Consider the following 16,124-nt stretch of genomic DNA (forward strand, 5'->3'; position numbering starts at 1 on the left):
TGCACTATTGTGCGGGGCCCTTTTTTGTTTGCCTTCACGAACCACGGGCAGGCGGGCGTTCATGGACGGCTTGTCCGGAAACGGCCGATAAGGTCCCCGCAAGAGCAATTCGGAGCTTTCCCCGTTCCTTTTTCCCTGCGCGCAACTATCCTTCCGGCATGGGGAAGAACCGCCTGACAGCCGCCATCCTTGTTTTCTCGTTCCTGGGCCTTCCGCTGGCCGGATGTTCCGATGAAGAGCGCCCCGGACCGGAAGAAGCCGTCGCCTCGCTGGCGGACGGGATCTCCCGCGTGGACGTCACCGGAAACGAGTTCGCCGGTTCAACCGTCGAGGCCGTGAACGGCATGCTTGAGTACGTGGTCTCCGGCATGAAGATTAAACCTTCCGTCACAGTGTCAAAAATCGACGAAGTCTCAGCCAATGAGGCCGTTGCCACCTTGAACTACGTGTGGGACGTCAACGCGTCAACGGAGGACTACACCTACCAGACCACTGTGACGCTGGAGCGCGGAAGTGACACCGGCTGGCAGACCCGTTTCCGTTCCACCACGGTGCATCCGGACCTTCTTCCGTGGCAAAGGCTGGTGCGCAAGGCATCCCCGCCCACGCGGGCGGACATTCTGGGCGCCGGCGGGTCCGTGCTGGTGCGCCACTGGCCGGTTTGGCGGGTGGTCCTGGACAAGTCAGTGCTGGGCGAAAATGAGTACGCCGCTTCGGTCTATTACCTATCTCTGTTCCTCGGTCTGGATGCGGACGCGCTCACGGCAAAAGTCCAGGCCGCCGGTCCCGATGATTTCGTTGAAGTCACTACCGTGCGCCAGGACCAGGTGTCGCCGTCCTTCGATTCCGAGATCGCAACCATTCCCGGCGCCGATGCCCTTCCGGAAAGGCGGGTACTGGGCCCCAGCCCCGGCTTTGCGGCAGACCTGTTGGGGACGGTGGGGCCCGCAACAGATGAGATGGCCGCTGAGGGCCTGCTGGCTCCGGGGGATCTCACCGGGCTCTCCGGGCTCCAGCGTGAATACGATTCCCGGCTCAGGGGCTCAGACGCGGTGACTGTTCGTGTCCTGAACGCGGACAACACTCTTGACCCGCCTCTTTTTGAAGCACCGGCGGAACCCGGCGTGGCCCTGGAGACCACCCTTGACCTGCGGATCCAGTCCCAGGCAGATGCCCTCCTTGTCGACACACCCGGTGCTTCGCTGGTAGCAATCCAGCCCTCCACCGGCAATGTCCTGGCCGTCGCCAATTCATCCGGAGGCAAGGGGACCCAGGCTGCCTTGCTGGGCGAATACTCTCTGGGCAGTTCGTTCCTCCCGGTTACCGAGCTGGCCCGGCTCCGCGCCGGCGCAGCGGGAGGAACCGAAGAACCCGACATTCCCGCTGAGGCGGACCTGGCGGCAGCGTCTCAGAGCCTGGGGCTGGGCACAGCCGAGGGCCTGGGGACACCGGCGTTCTACGGCGGAATGCCGGACGGCGGAGCCGAGCAGACAACGGCCGCGGACGTTCCGGGAACGGTACTCGCTTCGCCCTTCGCCGTGGCAGCCGTGGCAGCCTCTGTGGGCAGGGGCGAAAGGGTCTCTCCCGTGCTGGTCCTCAACCCCGAGCCTCGGCAGGAGTCCGGGGACGGAAAGACTGAGCTCCCCTCGTCCGCCGACGACACCCCGGCGCTGTTAGCCGACGAGGCGGAACAGCTGCAGTCGATTCTGCGCGCCAATGTGGCCGGCGGACGTGCCTCGGAGGAGTTGGAGGTCCTGGGATACGTCTCCGGCAAACCTGTCATGGCCGCGGCAGGCACGGCAGGGACCGGCGGTGGGAAGCCCGACCACGCCTGGGTGGCGGCCATTCAGGGCGATCTCGCCGTCGCCGTCTTCCTGCCCGGCAGCTCCGCTGACGCAGTGGCCGTGACCGCGGCGTTCCTTGAGGCCCTGGCGGGCTAGCGGCAGGACCGGCCCCGGTAGCGGGTAGATGCCGCAGGGGTCCCACCAAGACTCCCACCGGGAACAACTACCGATCCAACCGCCCCTTCCGTGGGATGAAAACGGTCTCTACGCACAGGATAAACACGGAGAACGGGAGGAGTTTAGCTTCAGCGTTCCTGACAGCTCAGGCACCAATAGAGCTTTCGGGCACCCATCTCGGTACCGGCAACCGGCGTCCCGCATCGGCGGCACGGCAATCCGGTCCGTTTGTAGACGTAATGGGCCTCTTCCACGGGCACGGGGGCGGCACCGCTGTCCCGGTCCTCAGGCAAAGTGGTGATAATCCTGCCCTCGGCAACGCCGTCGCGCATAACGGACACAATGTCGGCCCACAGGTCTGCTGCTTCGTCCGCTGCCACATCCCGGCCCAGCCGGAAGGGCGAGATCCGCTGCCGGAAGAGCACTTCGGCCCGGTAAACGTTGCCTACCCCGGCAAGGATTTCCTGGTTCATCAGCAGCAGACCCACAGGGGAACCCCTCCCCCGCAGCCGCGCGGCAAACTCCGCACCGTCAGCGTCGTCGTGGAGCGGGTCTGGTCCCAAGCGGGCGACGACGGCCGCACGCTCGGCTTCGGTGATTACCTCGCAGGCAGTAGGGCCGCGAAGATCGGCCCAGCCGTGCTCCGACACCAGCCGCACGCGGACAGCACCCTTGGGAGGGGGCGGACCCGCATAGCTGCCGCCGTCGTCGTCGGATGCGATCTCCCGCTCCCCCACTTTCCGCGGGGCTCCAATACTGGAGGCGCCGAGGAAGCTGGAGTCGCCGCCAAAGTCGAACGCGCCGTACAGCCCAAGGTGGACGCGCAGGTACAGGTCATTGTCGAAGCCCAGGAACAGCTGCTTGCCGTGCGCCGCAGCGCCCACCAGAACATGTCCGTCCAGCCGTTGTGCACCAGCCGCGAAACGTCCCTGCGGGCTGGATACTTCCAGCCGGTGGCCGGCAAACACCGAAGTGAACTGCCGGGCCAGCCGGTGGATGGAATGCCCCTCAGGCATCAGGATTCCGCGATGGTACCGGTGGTCTCGTACTCGGCAATCTTCGCGATGCGGCGGTTGTGCCGCTCGGCGTTGCTGTAGGGCTCGGCGAGGAAGGCTTCAATGATTTCAGTGGCTTCCTCAACCGTGTGCTGGCGGCCGCCCACCGCGACCACGTTCGCGTCATTGTGTTCGCGGGCAAGCTTGGCCGTGGACAGGTTCCACGCGAGCGCGGCACGGACGCCGCGGACCTTGTTGGCTGCAATCTGCTCGCCGTTGCCGGAACCGCCCAGCACGATTCCCAGCGCATCAACGCCGCTCTGCTGGTCAACCACCACGGCCTCGGCTGCGGCGATGCAGAACGCGGGGTAATCATCTTCGGCGTCGTAAACCTGCGGGCCGTGGTCTACCATCTCGTAGCCCTTGCCGCGAAGGTGGGCCAGAAGGTGGGCACTGAGTTCCATGCCCGCGTGGTCGGTTGCAATATGGACGCGCATGTTCCATCCGTTTTCTGTGAGGGGAAATCCTGCCCTTCCAGCCTAGCCCGTGATCGCCGGGCACAAATAATGCTCGGCGGTCTGCGTCATGGTGTGCCCGCACCCGAAAAACTGCACTCTTTCGCCGGAAATCCGCGGTTCCTTTCCGCCCGGGCGTTAACCAGTGAGACAATGTTGCAATTGTTATAAGCCGTCAGGCCGAGTTCCGTCCGGCTGAGTTATGGCGACGGCGGACTCCACTTCGCACATATTGGAAAGGCAACACCTTGCCAGGTATGAATCTCACGCGCTCAGAAGCCCGTGAACGAGCAGAACTGATCAGCGTCGATTCCTATGACGTGAACCTGGACCTCACCCGCGGGGACGAGGTCTTCGGCAGCACCACCGTGGTTCGGTTCTCCGCCCGGCAGGGCGCCTCCACGTTTATCGATGCGGTGACCGCCGCCGTCAGCCGTGTCACCCTGAACGGCGTTGACCTGGACCCCGCCGAGGTGTCCGACGGCGTCCGCATCCAGCTGCCGAACCTCGCCGCCACCAATGAACTCGTGGTGGAAGCCGACGCCTTCTACATGAACACGGGCGAAGGACTGCACCGCTTCGTGGACCCGGTGGACAACGAGGTATACCTCTACTCCCAGTTTGAGGTCCCGGACTCCCGCCGGATGTTCACCGTCTTTGAACAGCCTGACCTGAAGGCCACGTTCCGCTTCACCGTCACGGCGCCCTCGCACTGGGATGTCATCTCCAACTCCCCCACCCCGGAACCGGTGCCCGCGGGTTCGCTGGAAGAAGGCGGCAAGAACGCCACATGGTCCTTTGAGCCGACCCCCCGCATTTCCTCGTACATCACTGCGCTGATCGCCGGACCGTACCAGTCAGTGCGCAGCGAACTCACGAGCTCCGACGGCCGGGTAATTCCGCTGGGTGTGTTCGCCCGCAAGTCCCTCATGCAGCACCTCGACGCGGAGAATGTTTTCAAGCTGACCCGGCAGGGCTTCGAGTTCTACGAAGCACAATTCGGCACGCCGTACCCGTTTGAGAAGTATGACCAGCTGTTCGTCCCGGAATTCAACGCCGGAGCCATGGAGAACGCCGGAGCCGTTACCTTCCTGGAAAGCTATGTCTTCCGCTCCCGGGTGCCCGATGCCACGGTGGAGCGCCGTGCCATCACCATCCTGCACGAACTGGCGCACATGTGGTTCGGCGATCTGGTCACCATGCGCTGGTGGAACGACCTGTGGCTGAACGAGTCCTTTGCTGAATTCATGTCCACCCTCGCTGCCGCCGACGCCACTGAGTTCAAGCAGTCCTGGACCACGTTCGCGTCCATGGAGAAGGCCTGGGCCTACCGCCAGGACCAGCTGCCCACCACCCACCCGATCGTGGCCGAGATCCGCGACCTCGAAGACGTGCAGGTGAACTTCGACGGCATCACCTATGCGAAGGGCGCCTCCGTGCTCAAGCAGCTGGTCGCCTGGGTTGGCCAGGACCAGTTCATGGCCGGTGTCCGCCAGTACTTCGGCAAGCACGCGTGGGGCAACACCGAGCTCAAGGACCTGCTCTCGGAGCTGGAAGCTGCCAGCGGCCGCAACCTGAAGGGCTGGTCCGAGCTGTGGCTCGAGACCGCAGGCGTCAACACCCTGCGTCCCGAGCTGGAAGTGGACGACGACGGCGTGATCACCTCGTTCGCGGTTCTCCAGAGCGCCGTGGCCGAGTACCCGACGCTGCGCCCGCACCGGCTCGCCATTGGTTTCTACGACAGCGGCGAGGACGGAAAGCTGCACCGCACCCACCGGGTGGAGCTGGATGTCGACGGCGAACGCACCGACGTTGCCGAGCTGGTGGGACGGAAGCGTCCGGACCTTCTGCTGCTGAATGACGATGACCTGGCCTACGCGAAGATCCGCCTGGATCCGAAGTCCGAGCACACCGCCGTCCGGCGCCTGCGGGACATTGCGGAGTCGCTGCCCCGCACTTTGGTGTGGGCCTCAGCCTGGGACGCTGCGCGCGACGGCGAGATCCCGGCCCGCAACTACGTGGAACTGGTGCTGCAGAACATCGGCTCCGAGTCCGATTCTTCGGTGGTCCAGGTCCTGCTGCGCCAGCTCGCCACCACCCTGGCCTTCTATGTGGCGCCGGCAGACCGGGAGGCCATGACTGCCGCCGCGGCGGACAGCCTGTGGGAGCTGGCGGCCGCGGCAGCACCCGGTTCGGATTCCCAGCTGCAGTTCGTGAAGTCCTTTGCCGGACATGCGGTGACGGATGAGCACCTGGACACGCTGGCCGGACTGCTTTCCGGGGACCGGACGCTGGAGGGCCTGCAGATTGATGCCGACCTGCGCTGGGAACTGCTCACCGGCCTGGTGGCCGGCGGCCGCCTGGGCGAAGCGGACATCGCAGCGGAGGCAGAGAAGGACGCCACCGCCACCGGCCAGCTCGCTGCCGCCATGGCCCGTGCCGCAATCCCCACCGCTGAAGCAAAGGCTGCAGCATGGGAAGCCATTGTGGAGCGCACCGATATGCCCAACGCCGCCCAGCGTTCGGCGATTGTCGGCTTCAGCCGTGTGCAGGACACCGCACTGCTGGAACCCTACGCCCAGAAGTACTTTTCCTCGGTGCGTGAAGTCTGGAATACCCGGACCCACGAAATTGCCCAGCAGATCGTCACCGGCCTCTACCCGTCCCGGCTGACGACTCAGGCCACTGTTGACGCAACAGACGCGTTCCTGGAGTCTCTGGGCGACGAAGCTCCGTCGCTGCGCCGGCTCATCCTGGAAAGCCGTGACGGCGTGGTCCGTGCCCTGAAAGCCCAGGCTGCGGACAAGTAACACCCGCCCGGCCAGCTAACACAACGGCGGTGTCCCGGCGAAACCCGGGACACCGCCGTCGTCGTATCGTCAATTTCAGCGATCCACACCAGAAACGAGATGCCAGGAACCATGAACCTTTCCGAACACCGGTACACCGTTTCCCTTGAGTGGACGGGAAACCGGGGCAGCGGCACCTCCACTTACCGCGGCTACGGCCGCGACCACATCATCCGTGCCTCCGGCCTGCCGGATCTGGCCGGCACCGCAGATCCCACCTTCCACGGCGACCCAGACCGGTGGAACCCCGAACAGCTGCTGCTCACGGCGCTCTCTCAGTGCCACATGCTTTCCTACCTGCACGTTGCGGTGAAGCACGGCATCACCGTGGTGGCCTATACCGACGACGCCGAGGGCACCCTGCGGCTGAACCGCGACGGAAGCGGTGAGTTCACCGGCGCCGTGCTCCGTCCCCGGGTCACCGTTGCCGTGGCCGACTCGGCTCATGCCGCCCAAGAGCTGCACGCGGAGGCCAACCGGCTGTGTTTCATCGCCCGGAGCGTGAATTTCCCGGTGCTGCACGAGCCCGAAACCACCGTCGCCACCTGAAACCGCGCTGCTGCTACTGCTGGCCTGACTGCTACTGCTGGCCTTGCTACAGGCCGGTGGAGCCCAATGCATCCAAAGCGGCCAGCAGGGACGTTTCGCGGGCAGCAGACAGCCCGGATTTACGCTCCCGGTGCAGTCCCCTGGCCTCCTCATCGGTGAGGACATCGCGGATGGTGTGTTCAACGGGCCGCAGCTCCAGCCCGGCGGCCACGGCGGCAGCATTCGAACGGGTGGAGAAGCCTTCGTAGCCTTCCGGCATCCACAACGGCAGGGACTCGTTTCCGGCCCAATAGGCGACTCCCTGCTCATGCAGCCACTGCGGATCCGCTGTGCGGAAGCTTCCGTGGTAGCCCGCCGCAGCCGTGGACAGCGTCAGAAGCTCTCCGAAGGGAACGGATGGCCCCATCGCGTTGTATGTGCCGGTCCGGTTGTCCTCAGCTCCCGTCACCAGCCACAGCGCCAGGTCGCGGACGTCAATGGTTTGCGTCATGGTCTCGGCCATGTCGGGGATCAGGACCGGGCTGCGTTCCTGGGCCACCCGTGCGGGCCAGTAGCCAAACCGGTCGCTTTCATCCTCGGGACCGGCGATCAGACCGGGTCTTGTCACCAGCACGCTCCCCGGACCCAAGTCCCGCACCAGTTCTTCGCAGGCAACCTTGCCGGCACCGTATTCATTGTCGGCGGGGTCCGGAAATACCCCGTCGACGGGCTTCAGCGCCGGAACAAGTGCGGCATTCTCGTCTTCTCCCGGGGTGTCGTTGGAGGCGTACACCGAGGCGGTGGACACCAGCGACCAGTGGCTGCTGCGTCCTGACAGTGCGGCCAGGGCTTCCTGAACCTGCTGCGGCTTGCGGGCGACGTCGATCACTGCGTCCCAAACGCCGTCGAGCTCCTCATAGGCGGACGCGCCTGCGTCCCGATCCGCTCGAACAAAGTCCGCACCGGTGACGGGCGGCCCGGATTCTCCCCGGGCCAGACAGGTCACATCATGACCGCGGGCAACGGCCTGCCGGGCAACTTCACGGGACAGGAATCGGGTTCCACCAAGAATAAGGATGCGCATGTTGGGAGCCTATCCCGGTAGCCTTGTTTGTGCCCCCAGCTTGGTTGCCAACACGGCAGAGAAGCTCCATCACACGAAAGGGACGGTACCCGTCCGTTGCTGACCGCCGCAGAAATCGACACCCCATCCGTCCCCATTGAGGACTTTGACTGGTCCGGGCTGATCCAGGCAGGGTTCATTATCCTGGCCGGCCTGCTGCTCTGGACGGCAGCACGGTTCCTGATCAACCGCGTGGTCCAGCGCGCTCAGAAGGGGTATGCGCTCTTCAGCTCCTCGAAGCTCAAATGGGCCCAGCCCGTCATGCGCACCTTGGACAGGAAACGCCGCGCCCAGCGTGCAGACACCATCGGCGCGCTGCTGCGCAGCGCCGTGAGCCTGTTCATTTGGACCACCGTGATCATCATGGTGCTCAAGGCCGTCGGCATCGACGTTGCCCCCTTGATTGCCAGCGTCGGAATTGTCGGCATCACCCTCGGTTTTGGTGCCCGCGAGCTGATCCGCGATGCCCTGGCCGGATTCTTCATTACCATCGAGGACCAGTACGGCATCGGCGATGTGATTGAAGTGGGCGACACCATCGGTACCGTGCAGTCAGTGGGCATCCGCATCACCCGCATGGTCGATGACCGCGGCGTGATCTGGTATATCCGCAACGGCGAGCTGGCCAAGGTGGGCAACCGTTCGCAGGGGAATTACCGTGAGCCCCGGGAGGTTCCCGGAGAGGGCCCCGCAGGCAACGTTCCCGCCGGAAACGCTGCTGCCGCTCCCGCCGAAGCTGCGCCTGCCGCGGCGCCTGCCGCACCTGCCGATTCGACCAAGGGGAAAAACCTGTGAGCACACCGTCAGAGAACCGTCCTTCCATCCCGCTGTCCGTACAGCCTGCCTTTACGCAGCCTGCCTACACGGAGAACTTCTACGAGGCTGTGGGCGGACATCCAACCTTCGTCAAACTGGTTGACGTCTTCTATGACGGTGTTGCCGAGGATCCGCTGATGCGGCCGATGTACCCCGAAGAAGATTTGACCGCAGCCAAAGAGCGTCTGCGGGGATTCCTGGAGCAGTATTGGGGCGGGCCGAAGACCTACTCGGAGCAGCGCGGACATCCGCGGCTGCGGATGAGGCACATGCCCTTTACCGTCACTCCCCAGGCCCGCGACGCGTGGCTGAAGCACATGCGCGACGCGGTCGACGCATTGGACCTCTCCCCGCTGCACGAAGCGACGCTGTGGGATTATCTGGAGCGCGCCGCACACTCGATGGTCAATTCCGCTTAGGGCCGGCGCGTTCAGCCGTACTTAGGCCAGGACCGCTGCCGATCGGATCAGCACGTGGCCCCGGGGCATGCTCAGCCGGATCCAGCGGCCGCAGCGGAACACGGCTGCGGCCCCGTCCGACCCGGCGGGTAAGAAGCCCAGCGTCAGCGCAGCGAACGCCGCACCGGCCGGGATGGGCGCGGAAACGTCCGGCAGTTGCTGTCCCCAGACCGCACCGCGTGCAGTCTGGACCACCGGCGCTCCCGAGCTGGCGGGAACCAGTGCAGCAACTTCCCTGATGCCGCGGTGCGCGGCCTGTTCCAACGCCTTGAACGGAATATCGTCGCTGCGCTCCCATCCGCTGCGCGGCGCCCCGACACCGGTCCAGCTTTCCGTAACCGTCATGGGCGGCACCGGCAGTACCGTCTCGGTCTCCCCCATTCGGGCCAGCCGGTCCGCGACTGAGGCCAGGGATACGGCAGTATCAAGCCGTGCCTCGGCAGCGAGCGGCATCGTCCGCATCCCAAGGACGGTGGGTGTGTCCTCTCCCAGTGCACGCGGCCGGAGAACGCAAACATAGGCAGCCAGCACGGATCCCACTGCTTGAAGCCGCACGGCGCCGTCCTCTGCTGCCCTGGCGCGCACGACGAATGTCCTCAGATCGGCTGTGACCTGGGGGTCTGCGAGGACCAGTTCAGTGGCTGCCGGCAGTGACGAGGGCGCGGTCATCGGGTTGCTCCGGCGGACGCGGACATCCCGTTGCCGGCGTTGGCCGGCCTGCTCCCCCGGAAGGGCACGGGGTCCCCGCGCCAGCTCTCCAACACCCGGATCTGCAGATCGGACAGGGCTGTGGGACGGCCGGTTTCCGCGTCAGCCATCACCAGTGTGCATTCAGCGAGGGCGTAGACCGTGCCGTCGTCGTCGGCGATGCGGAAGCCGTACGTGAGGCTGGAACCGCCGACTCCGGTCACCCAGACCTCTACCCATACGGGCTCCTGCCGGTACACCATGGGGGCTCGGTATTCGATTTCCTGACGTGCCACCAGCGTCATCCCGGTTCGGGAGGTCACTGATCGGAAGGTTGCGGCGGGTTCGGCCGGGCTAAGTTCCTCACCAAGCGGCAGGAGACTCAGGCGTACCCGTGCCTCTTCCAGGAACTGGACAAAACGCACGTTGTTCACGTGTCCGTTGGAATCCTCGTCGCCGAAGCGCAGCTGGATGGGAAAGCGGTTCATAGGCATGACCCCATCCTCTCAAACGCTGCGGACACCTGCGCATTCCTGCTCCGGCTTGGGTGTGGCCGGACGGTGCGTCTAATCTCGAAGGGGGCCTCCGCGATTTTTCCGGAGCTCTCACCCGTGCATATTTTATTTTTGTCCAAGGAGACCAACCACCCATGGCCGACACCGTCGATCCCACCGCTTCCCTGCTGAGCCTGCTTAACCTCAGCCCTGCCGACGGCGCGCAAACAGATGAAGACATCTTTGTGGGCCAATCACAGCAGGAACCGCGGAAAAGGGTGTTTGGCGGGCAGGTGCTCGGACAGTCGCTCGTGGCGGCCGCACTGACCGTGGAGCCCGGACGCCTGATGCATTCGATGCACGGCTACTTCCTGCGGCCCGGAGACACGGATATCCCCATTACCTTCGGTGTGCAGCGGTTGCGTGACGGCCGGTCCTTCTCGGCCCGGCGGACGCATGCGTACCAGAACGGCGCCCCCATCCTATCCATGATTTCCTCATTCCAGGAGCCGGGCGAGGGTCTGGACCACCAGGTAGAGATGCCGGACGGAGTTCCGGAGCCGGAGTCGCTGCCGACCACCGCCGAGCTGCTTCAGGGCATCGATCATCCCGTAGCCAAGGCTTGGTCCCACGAGCGGCCGATGGACATTCGGCACGTGGAAAAGCCCGTGTACTTCGAAGCCGGACCGGAGAAGGTGGCCCGCAACGCCGTGTGGATGAAGACCTTCGGCCCGATGCCCGATGATCAGAACCTGCACCGTGCGGCCCTGGCCTATGCCAGCGACTACACGCTGCTGGAGTCGGTTCTGCGCCGGCACGGCCTGGCCTGGTCCGCCCGCGGCATGTCCGTGGCCAGCCTGGACCACGCCATGTGGTGGCACCGCCCGCTGCGGGTGGACGACTGGCTGCTCTATGTCCAGGAATCGCCGAGTGCCTCCGGAGCCCGCGGACTGGCCAGCGGCAGGATTTTCAACCGGGCCGGTGAGCTCGTAGCCACTGTCGCGCAGGAAGGCATGATCCGCATTCCGGAACAGCCGTAACGCTGACGTAAGCCGCGTTCTGGCCGCCTAGCGCGCTTTGGAAGGAACCCGGTTAAAAAAAGGAACCCGCCCCGTTTGTACGGGGCGGGTTCTTTTGGTTTCGGCGGCTGCCGCCGGCGCCTGTCCGGCCGCTGTACTAGTCGCGGGTCAGACGGCGGTGGGTCACGCGGTGCGGCTTGGCTGCATCGGGGCCCAGACGCTCGATCTTGTTCTGCTCGTAGGCTTCGAAGTTACCCTCGAACCAGTACCAGTTCGCCGGGTTCTCCTCAGTGCCTTCATAGGCCAGGATGTGGGTGGACACGCGGTCCAGGAACCACCGGTCGTGCGAGACAACCACTGCACAGCCGGGGAATTCCAGCAGCGCGTTTTCGAGACTGGAGAGGGTTTCCACGTCCAGGTCGTTAGTGGGCTCATCAAGCAGGAGAAGGTTTCCTCCCTGCTTCAGGGTCATGGCCAGGTTCAGGCGGTTCCGCTCGCCACCGGAGAGCACACCGGCCTTCTTCTGCTGATCCGGGCCCTTGAAGCCGAACGCGGAGACGTAGGCACGGGAAGGCATTTCCACCTGGCCGACCTGGATCCAGTCATGGCCATCGGAGACTACCTCCCACAGGCTCTTCTCGGGGTCGATGCCGCCGCGGGACTGGTCCACATAGGAAATCTTGACGGAATCACCGATCTTGAGCTCACCGCCGTCGAGCTCTTCAAGGCCAACGATGGTCTTGAACAGCGTGGACTTACCAACACCGTTGGGGCCGATCACGCCGACGATGCCGTTGCGCGGCAGCGAGAAGGACAGGCCGTCGATGAGCTTGCGGTCGCCGTAACCCTTCTCCAGGTTCTTGGCTTCCAGCACCAGCGAGCCCAGGCGCGGGCCCGGCGGAATCTGAATTTCTTCGAAGTCCAGTTTGCGGGTGCGGTCCGCTTCGGCAGCCATCTCCTCGTACCGGGCCAGACGGGCCTTGGACTTGGTCTGGCGTCCCTTGGCATTGGAACGGACCCAGTCCAGTTCCTCGGTGAGGCGCTTGGCCAGTTTCTGGTCCTTCTTGCCCTGGACTTCGAGGCGGGCGCGCTTCTTCTCCAAGTAGGTGGAGTAGTTGCCCTCGTACGGGTAGAGGTGTCCGCGGTCCACTTCGGCGATCCACTGGGCAACGTGGTCCAGGAAGTACCGGTCGTGGGTCACGGCCAGGACGGCGCCGTGGTAGGCGGAGAGGTGCTGCTCAAGCCACAGCACGCTCTCAGCGTCAAGGTGGTTAGTGGGCTCATCGAGAAGCAGCAGGTCCGGCTTCTGCAGCAGCAGCTTGCACAGTGCAACACGGCGGCGCTCACCACCGGAGAGCAGGGTGACATCGGCATCGGCCGGCGGGCACCGCAGCGCGTCCATGGCCTGTTCGAGCTGGGAATCAATGTCCCAGGCGTCGGCAGCGTCAATGGCTTCCTGCAGCTTGCCCATTTCTTCAAGCAGACTGTCGAAGTCTGCGTCGGGCTCGGCCATTGCCTCAGAGATCTCGTTGAAGCGCTGGATCTTGGCATAAATCTCGCCAACGCCCTCCTGGACGTTGCCGAGTACGGTCTTTTCCTCATTCAGGGGTGGTTCCTGGAGCAGGATGCCCACGGTGTAGCCGGCGCTGAGCCGTGCTTCACCGTTGGAGGGGGTGTCCAGTCCGGCCATGATCTTGAGGATGGTGGACTTACCCGCACCGTTGGGACCCACCACGCCGATCTTGGCACCGGGGTAGAAGGACATGCTTACGTCGTCGAGGATAACTTTGTCGCCAACGGCCTTGCGGGCCTTGGTCATCGTGTAGATAAATTCCGCCATAGGTTCAAGGCTAGTGGGTCAGGCCGGAATAGTGCCATTTGGCCTTTGACGCATAACTATCGACAGCCGGTCGCCCAACAGGCTCATTTCCCGAAGGCAGCCCGGCGGCCCCTCCCGGAGGAGACTTAGCGCTGGTCGCCCACGAAGCAGTACCCACTGTCCAGCACGGGCAGAACACTGACCGAGACTGCGCCTTGCCGCACCTCTCCGAAGAGACAGGATCCATCCACTGCCGCCGCTCCGCGAATGGAATCGACGGCCAGACCGGTAGGGGTAATATCCAGCGAAACTTCCACTGAATCACCGGGGAACCCGGCCTCCGTGAATGCCTTTCGGATCATGGCACGGTCTGGAGTGGGCGATTCGGCGGCGAGCGCTTCAAGCGCCTTCGTCAGGCTTTCCGGGGTCCGCTCTGCTGCCATTGGAAGCAGGGTTTTCGCGTCCGGCAGGACGGCTGCCCCCTGAATGGGAGTCACCGCCTGGGCGGCGGTGCTGTTTTGCAGGGATCCCGCAGGCGATGCCGGCGCGGCCGCCGGAGCAAGCAGGCCTGCGGAGCCAATCAAAAGCAGAGAAAGAGTAACCCCGGAGAGCCTGCTGCTGCGGTGAACGCGAATCATTCGCCTATTCTGCCACGCCCCTGCACCCCACGCGCCGCTGCAGCTCCCGTTCAGCGCTTCGTTTTGGACAACGCTGCATCCGGCAATCCGCTCTCCGACAACGCGAAGGGATCCCGTGGATTGTTCTCCGATCCGTCCCCCGAAGTCCCGTCGGACCCGGTTCCGACCAGTTCACCCGTGTCCAGGTCCAGATCTGCGGGAAGGTCATCGGTGCCGTCATCGGTACTGCCGTCCTCGCCGGCAGAACCTTCACTTCCCTCAGCCCCAACCCCGCCCACGGCCCGGTCCTGGACATTTCGGCGGTAATTGGCCGTACCCCACATGAGGTCATGTCCGACGCTCTCAGCGTCAATGTCTACGGAGGTGCCGCTCCTTCCATCATCAGAGACCCATTGCCGGACCTTCAGCCTGCCGGTGACAATGACCCGATCCCCTTTGTGAACGCTGAATGCAGCATTGGTGGCCAACTGGCGGAAGAGGGAAACGGAGAACCAGTTCGTTTGGCCGTCAGCCCAACTTCCCGTATCCCTGTCATAGCGCCGTTCCGTGGTGCACATGCGGAACCCCGCAATCGCGAGTCCGCTGTCCGCAGTGGTGCTTCGAACGTCCGTGGCAACGTATCCCCGGACTGTGATGGTGTCGCTCATGTTGTTCCCTGCCTGTCTGTGGATAGTCCGAATCCTTCGCTCGGGCAACCAGATCATCTGGGGTCGCTGCGAAGTCATGGCCGGCCGCTTCGGGGCCGCTCAGGCAAATTCTTCTTCGTACGATGCAACAACAGGCGGCAATCACCCCTTTTGTGGATGGGGCCCCGCCAACGGGGCTATGTGGAGGGAACACCGGCATACAACCAGGCCGGCCAAACCGCTTAAAGCAATGGTGCCGAAACGCTAACGGGATCTCCCGGAATGTACCGGAGACCCGTGAGCCGTTTCGGCACCACGGAACACATCACAAACTCAACTACTGACAGACAGCTGCAGAAGTTCTCAGCTGCAGAAACTGTGCCCCCGGCAGGATTCGAACCTGCGACCAAGAGATTAGAAGGCTCCTGCTCTATCCCCTGAGCTACGGAGGCGACCTGACGATAATACTACGCAGCGGCAGGGGCTCGGCCACGGGGTGGCCGGCCGGCTCCGGCGAGTCCCGGGATCCTGGAAAAAAACTTTTCAGAAATTTGCATCCAAACCCCCGGCCCCGGAAGTAGAGGAGATGTAAGCAACATAAAATTCTTCGCTGCCGGCGGAGATGCGACCCCCAGGAGAGATCATGCGTAAGACCGTCACCGCCCTTGCAGCAGCCGCAGGCTTGACTGCCGCAGTTGGTTTTATGACCCCGGCCGCAGCAGCAGACACGGCTCAGCTCTCGGTTCTGCACGCGATACCCGACACGACGGTGGATGTGTATGTCAACGGTGCACTGACCCTCGACGACTTCACCCCCGGCACCCTTGCCGGACCGCTTGACCTGCCCGGCGGCAGTTACGACCTGGCCATTACCGCCCCCGACGCCGCCGATGCTTCGGCACCGATTATCGGTCCGGTGACGGTGGAAATGGCTGCGGGCGGAAACTACACCGCCGTGGCCAACCTTGATGCAACCGGTAAGCCGACGGCAAACTTCTACACTAATGACCTCTCCACGGTCGAGCCGGGCAAGGCGGACCTGACCGTGCGCCACGACGCAGCAGCACCTGCCGTGGATGTGCTCGCCAACGGAACCCCGGTGATCACCGGGCTGGAAAACCCAAATGAGAAGTCCCTTACCGTTGATGCCGGAACCATCTCCGCATCCGTGGCTGCAGCGGGAACCACCGATCCCGTTATCGGCCCGGCAGATCTGACGCTGGCCGAAGGCACCCACACCTTCGTGTACGCATGGGGTTCGCTGGAGGACGGCAACCTTGCTCTGGCCACCCAGACCATCCACGGCATGGAATCTGCCCCGAACGCAGTTCCCGGGGCGCTGGCCTCCTCCGATGAGGGCAACGGCGGCGCTCTGGCCGCAGGTGCCGGCGTCGCAATGATGCTCCTGGTGGGCGCAGCAGCAGTGGCACGCCGCAAGCACTCCGCATCAGCAGCCCGCAGCTAGCTGTTCCGTCCATCCCCCGTGCCGCAAGGCACGCCGGGTGGGCGGCGGCTGAGATCCGCAGCCGGCGGCCGGACCAATCTCCGGCCGCCGGCGTCCGCCTTCATTGGCCTTTCCCGGCTACATATCGTTTA

General features: G+C 64.4%; 15 protein-coding genes and 1 tRNA gene. 7 read left to right on the forward strand and 9 right to left on the reverse strand.

Features of this window, described 5'->3' with window-relative positions; all coding sequences use genetic code 11:
* Window positions 1-158: 158 nt before the first annotated feature.
* Window positions 159-1,940: a penicillin-binding transpeptidase domain-containing protein gene (locus CXR03_RS11690; RefSeq protein WP_104103902.1), complete on the forward strand. Its 1,782-nt coding sequence runs from the start codon at window positions 159-161 to the stop codon at window positions 1,938-1,940.
* A 149-nt stretch (window positions 1,941-2,089) separates the two neighbouring features.
* Here the strand turns inward: CXR03_RS11690 and CXR03_RS11695 are convergent, their stop codons facing one another.
* Together CXR03_RS11695 and CXR03_RS11700 are read right to left on the reverse strand one after the other, a co-directional pair.
* Window positions 2,090-2,977 carry an Fpg/Nei family DNA glycosylase gene (locus tag CXR03_RS11695; protein WP_104103903.1) on the reverse strand — a complete coding sequence of 296 codons (888 nt, stop codon included), beginning with the start codon at window positions 2,975-2,977 and terminating at the stop codon, window positions 2,090-2,092.
* Window positions 2,977-3,453 carry a ribose-5-phosphate isomerase gene (locus tag CXR03_RS11700; RefSeq protein ID WP_104103904.1) on the reverse strand — a complete coding sequence of 159 codons (477 nt, stop codon included), beginning with the start codon at window positions 3,451-3,453 and terminating at the stop codon, window positions 2,977-2,979. The genes CXR03_RS11695 and CXR03_RS11700 overlap by 1 nt, the downstream gene beginning before the upstream one ends.
* A 275-nt stretch (window positions 3,454-3,728) precedes the next feature.
* Between CXR03_RS11700 and pepN the strand changes: the two genes are divergently transcribed.
* Together pepN and CXR03_RS11710 are read left to right on the forward strand one after the other, a co-directional pair.
* Window positions 3,729-6,281 carry an aminopeptidase N gene (gene pepN / locus CXR03_RS11705; protein WP_104103905.1) on the forward strand — a complete coding sequence of 851 codons (2,553 nt, stop codon included), beginning with the start codon at window positions 3,729-3,731 and terminating at the stop codon, window positions 6,279-6,281.
* 111 nt (window positions 6,282-6,392) lie between these two features.
* The gene (locus CXR03_RS11710; protein ID WP_104103906.1) at window positions 6,393-6,869 is read left to right on the forward strand and encodes an OsmC family protein; all 477 of its coding nucleotides are present in this window, start codon (window positions 6,393-6,395) and stop codon (window positions 6,867-6,869) included.
* Window positions 6,870-6,915: 46 nt separating this feature from the next.
* Here CXR03_RS11710 and CXR03_RS11715 read toward each other — a convergent pair whose 3' ends face one another.
* A complete protein-coding gene (locus CXR03_RS11715; protein WP_104103907.1) occupies window positions 6,916-7,932 on the reverse strand; it encodes an NAD-dependent epimerase/dehydratase family protein in 1,017 nt (338 codons plus the stop codon).
* 96 nt (window positions 7,933-8,028) lie between these two features.
* Between CXR03_RS11715 and CXR03_RS11720 the strand changes: the two genes are divergently transcribed.
* Together CXR03_RS11720 and CXR03_RS11725 are read left to right on the forward strand one after the other, a co-directional pair.
* Window positions 8,029-8,766 (forward strand): mechanosensitive ion channel family protein, encoded by a 738-nt coding sequence (locus CXR03_RS11720; protein ID WP_258073607.1) that lies wholly within the window; start codon window positions 8,029-8,031, stop codon window positions 8,764-8,766.
* Window positions 8,763-9,206, forward strand: a complete 444-nt coding sequence (locus CXR03_RS11725; RefSeq protein ID WP_104103908.1) for a globin — start codon at window positions 8,763-8,765, stop codon at window positions 9,204-9,206. The genes CXR03_RS11720 and CXR03_RS11725 overlap by 4 nt, the downstream gene beginning before the upstream one ends.
* Before the next feature lie 21 nt (window positions 9,207-9,227).
* Here CXR03_RS11725 and CXR03_RS11730 read toward each other — a convergent pair whose 3' ends face one another.
* Window positions 9,228-9,914, reverse strand: coding sequence for a hypothetical protein (locus CXR03_RS11730; RefSeq protein WP_104103909.1), 687 nt, complete (start codon window positions 9,912-9,914; stop codon window positions 9,228-9,230).
* Window positions 9,911-10,426, reverse strand: a complete 516-nt coding sequence (locus tag CXR03_RS11735) for a thioesterase family protein (protein ID WP_104103910.1) — start codon at window positions 10,424-10,426, stop codon at window positions 9,911-9,913. Before CXR03_RS11735 ends, CXR03_RS11730 begins: the two co-directional genes overlap by 4 nt.
* A 155-nt stretch (window positions 10,427-10,581) precedes the next feature.
* Between CXR03_RS11735 and CXR03_RS11740 the strand changes: the two genes are divergently transcribed.
* Window positions 10,582-11,466, forward strand: a complete 885-nt coding sequence (locus CXR03_RS11740; RefSeq protein WP_104103911.1) for an acyl-CoA thioesterase II — start codon at window positions 10,582-10,584, stop codon at window positions 11,464-11,466.
* 136 nt (window positions 11,467-11,602) lie between these two features.
* Here the strand turns inward: CXR03_RS11740 and ettA are convergent, their stop codons facing one another.
* From ettA to CXR03_RS11760, 4 genes are all read right to left on the reverse strand, one after another.
* Window positions 11,603-13,285, reverse strand: a complete 1,683-nt coding sequence (gene ettA, locus CXR03_RS11745) for an energy-dependent translational throttle protein EttA (RefSeq protein WP_104053893.1) — start codon at window positions 13,283-13,285, stop codon at window positions 11,603-11,605.
* Between the two features lie 125 nt (window positions 13,286-13,410).
* Window positions 13,411-13,902: a hypothetical protein gene (locus CXR03_RS18635; RefSeq protein ID WP_258073608.1), complete on the reverse strand. Its 492-nt coding sequence runs from the start codon at window positions 13,900-13,902 to the stop codon at window positions 13,411-13,413.
* A gap of 50 nt (window positions 13,903-13,952) precedes the next feature.
* On the reverse strand, window positions 13,953-14,549 hold the full coding sequence (locus CXR03_RS11755; protein WP_181034565.1) for a single-stranded DNA-binding protein: 597 nt from the start codon (window positions 14,547-14,549) through the stop codon (window positions 13,953-13,955).
* A gap of 358 nt (window positions 14,550-14,907) precedes the next feature.
* Window positions 14,908-14,980 (reverse strand) — tRNA-Arg (locus CXR03_RS11760).
* Window positions 14,981-15,171: 191 nt separating this feature from the next.
* Here CXR03_RS11760 and CXR03_RS11765 point away from each other — a divergent pair.
* Complete coding sequence (locus CXR03_RS11765) at window positions 15,172-15,993, forward strand: DUF4397 domain-containing protein (RefSeq protein ID WP_104103913.1); 822 nt, start codon at window positions 15,172-15,174, stop codon at window positions 15,991-15,993.
* Window positions 15,994-16,124: the final 131 nt, after the last annotated feature.

It is taken from the genome of Arthrobacter sp. 08Y14 (assembly GCF_002929455.1).
In the GTDB taxonomy this organism is placed as follows: domain Bacteria; phylum Actinomycetota; class Actinomycetes; order Actinomycetales; family Micrococcaceae; genus Arthrobacter_B; species Arthrobacter_B sunyaminii.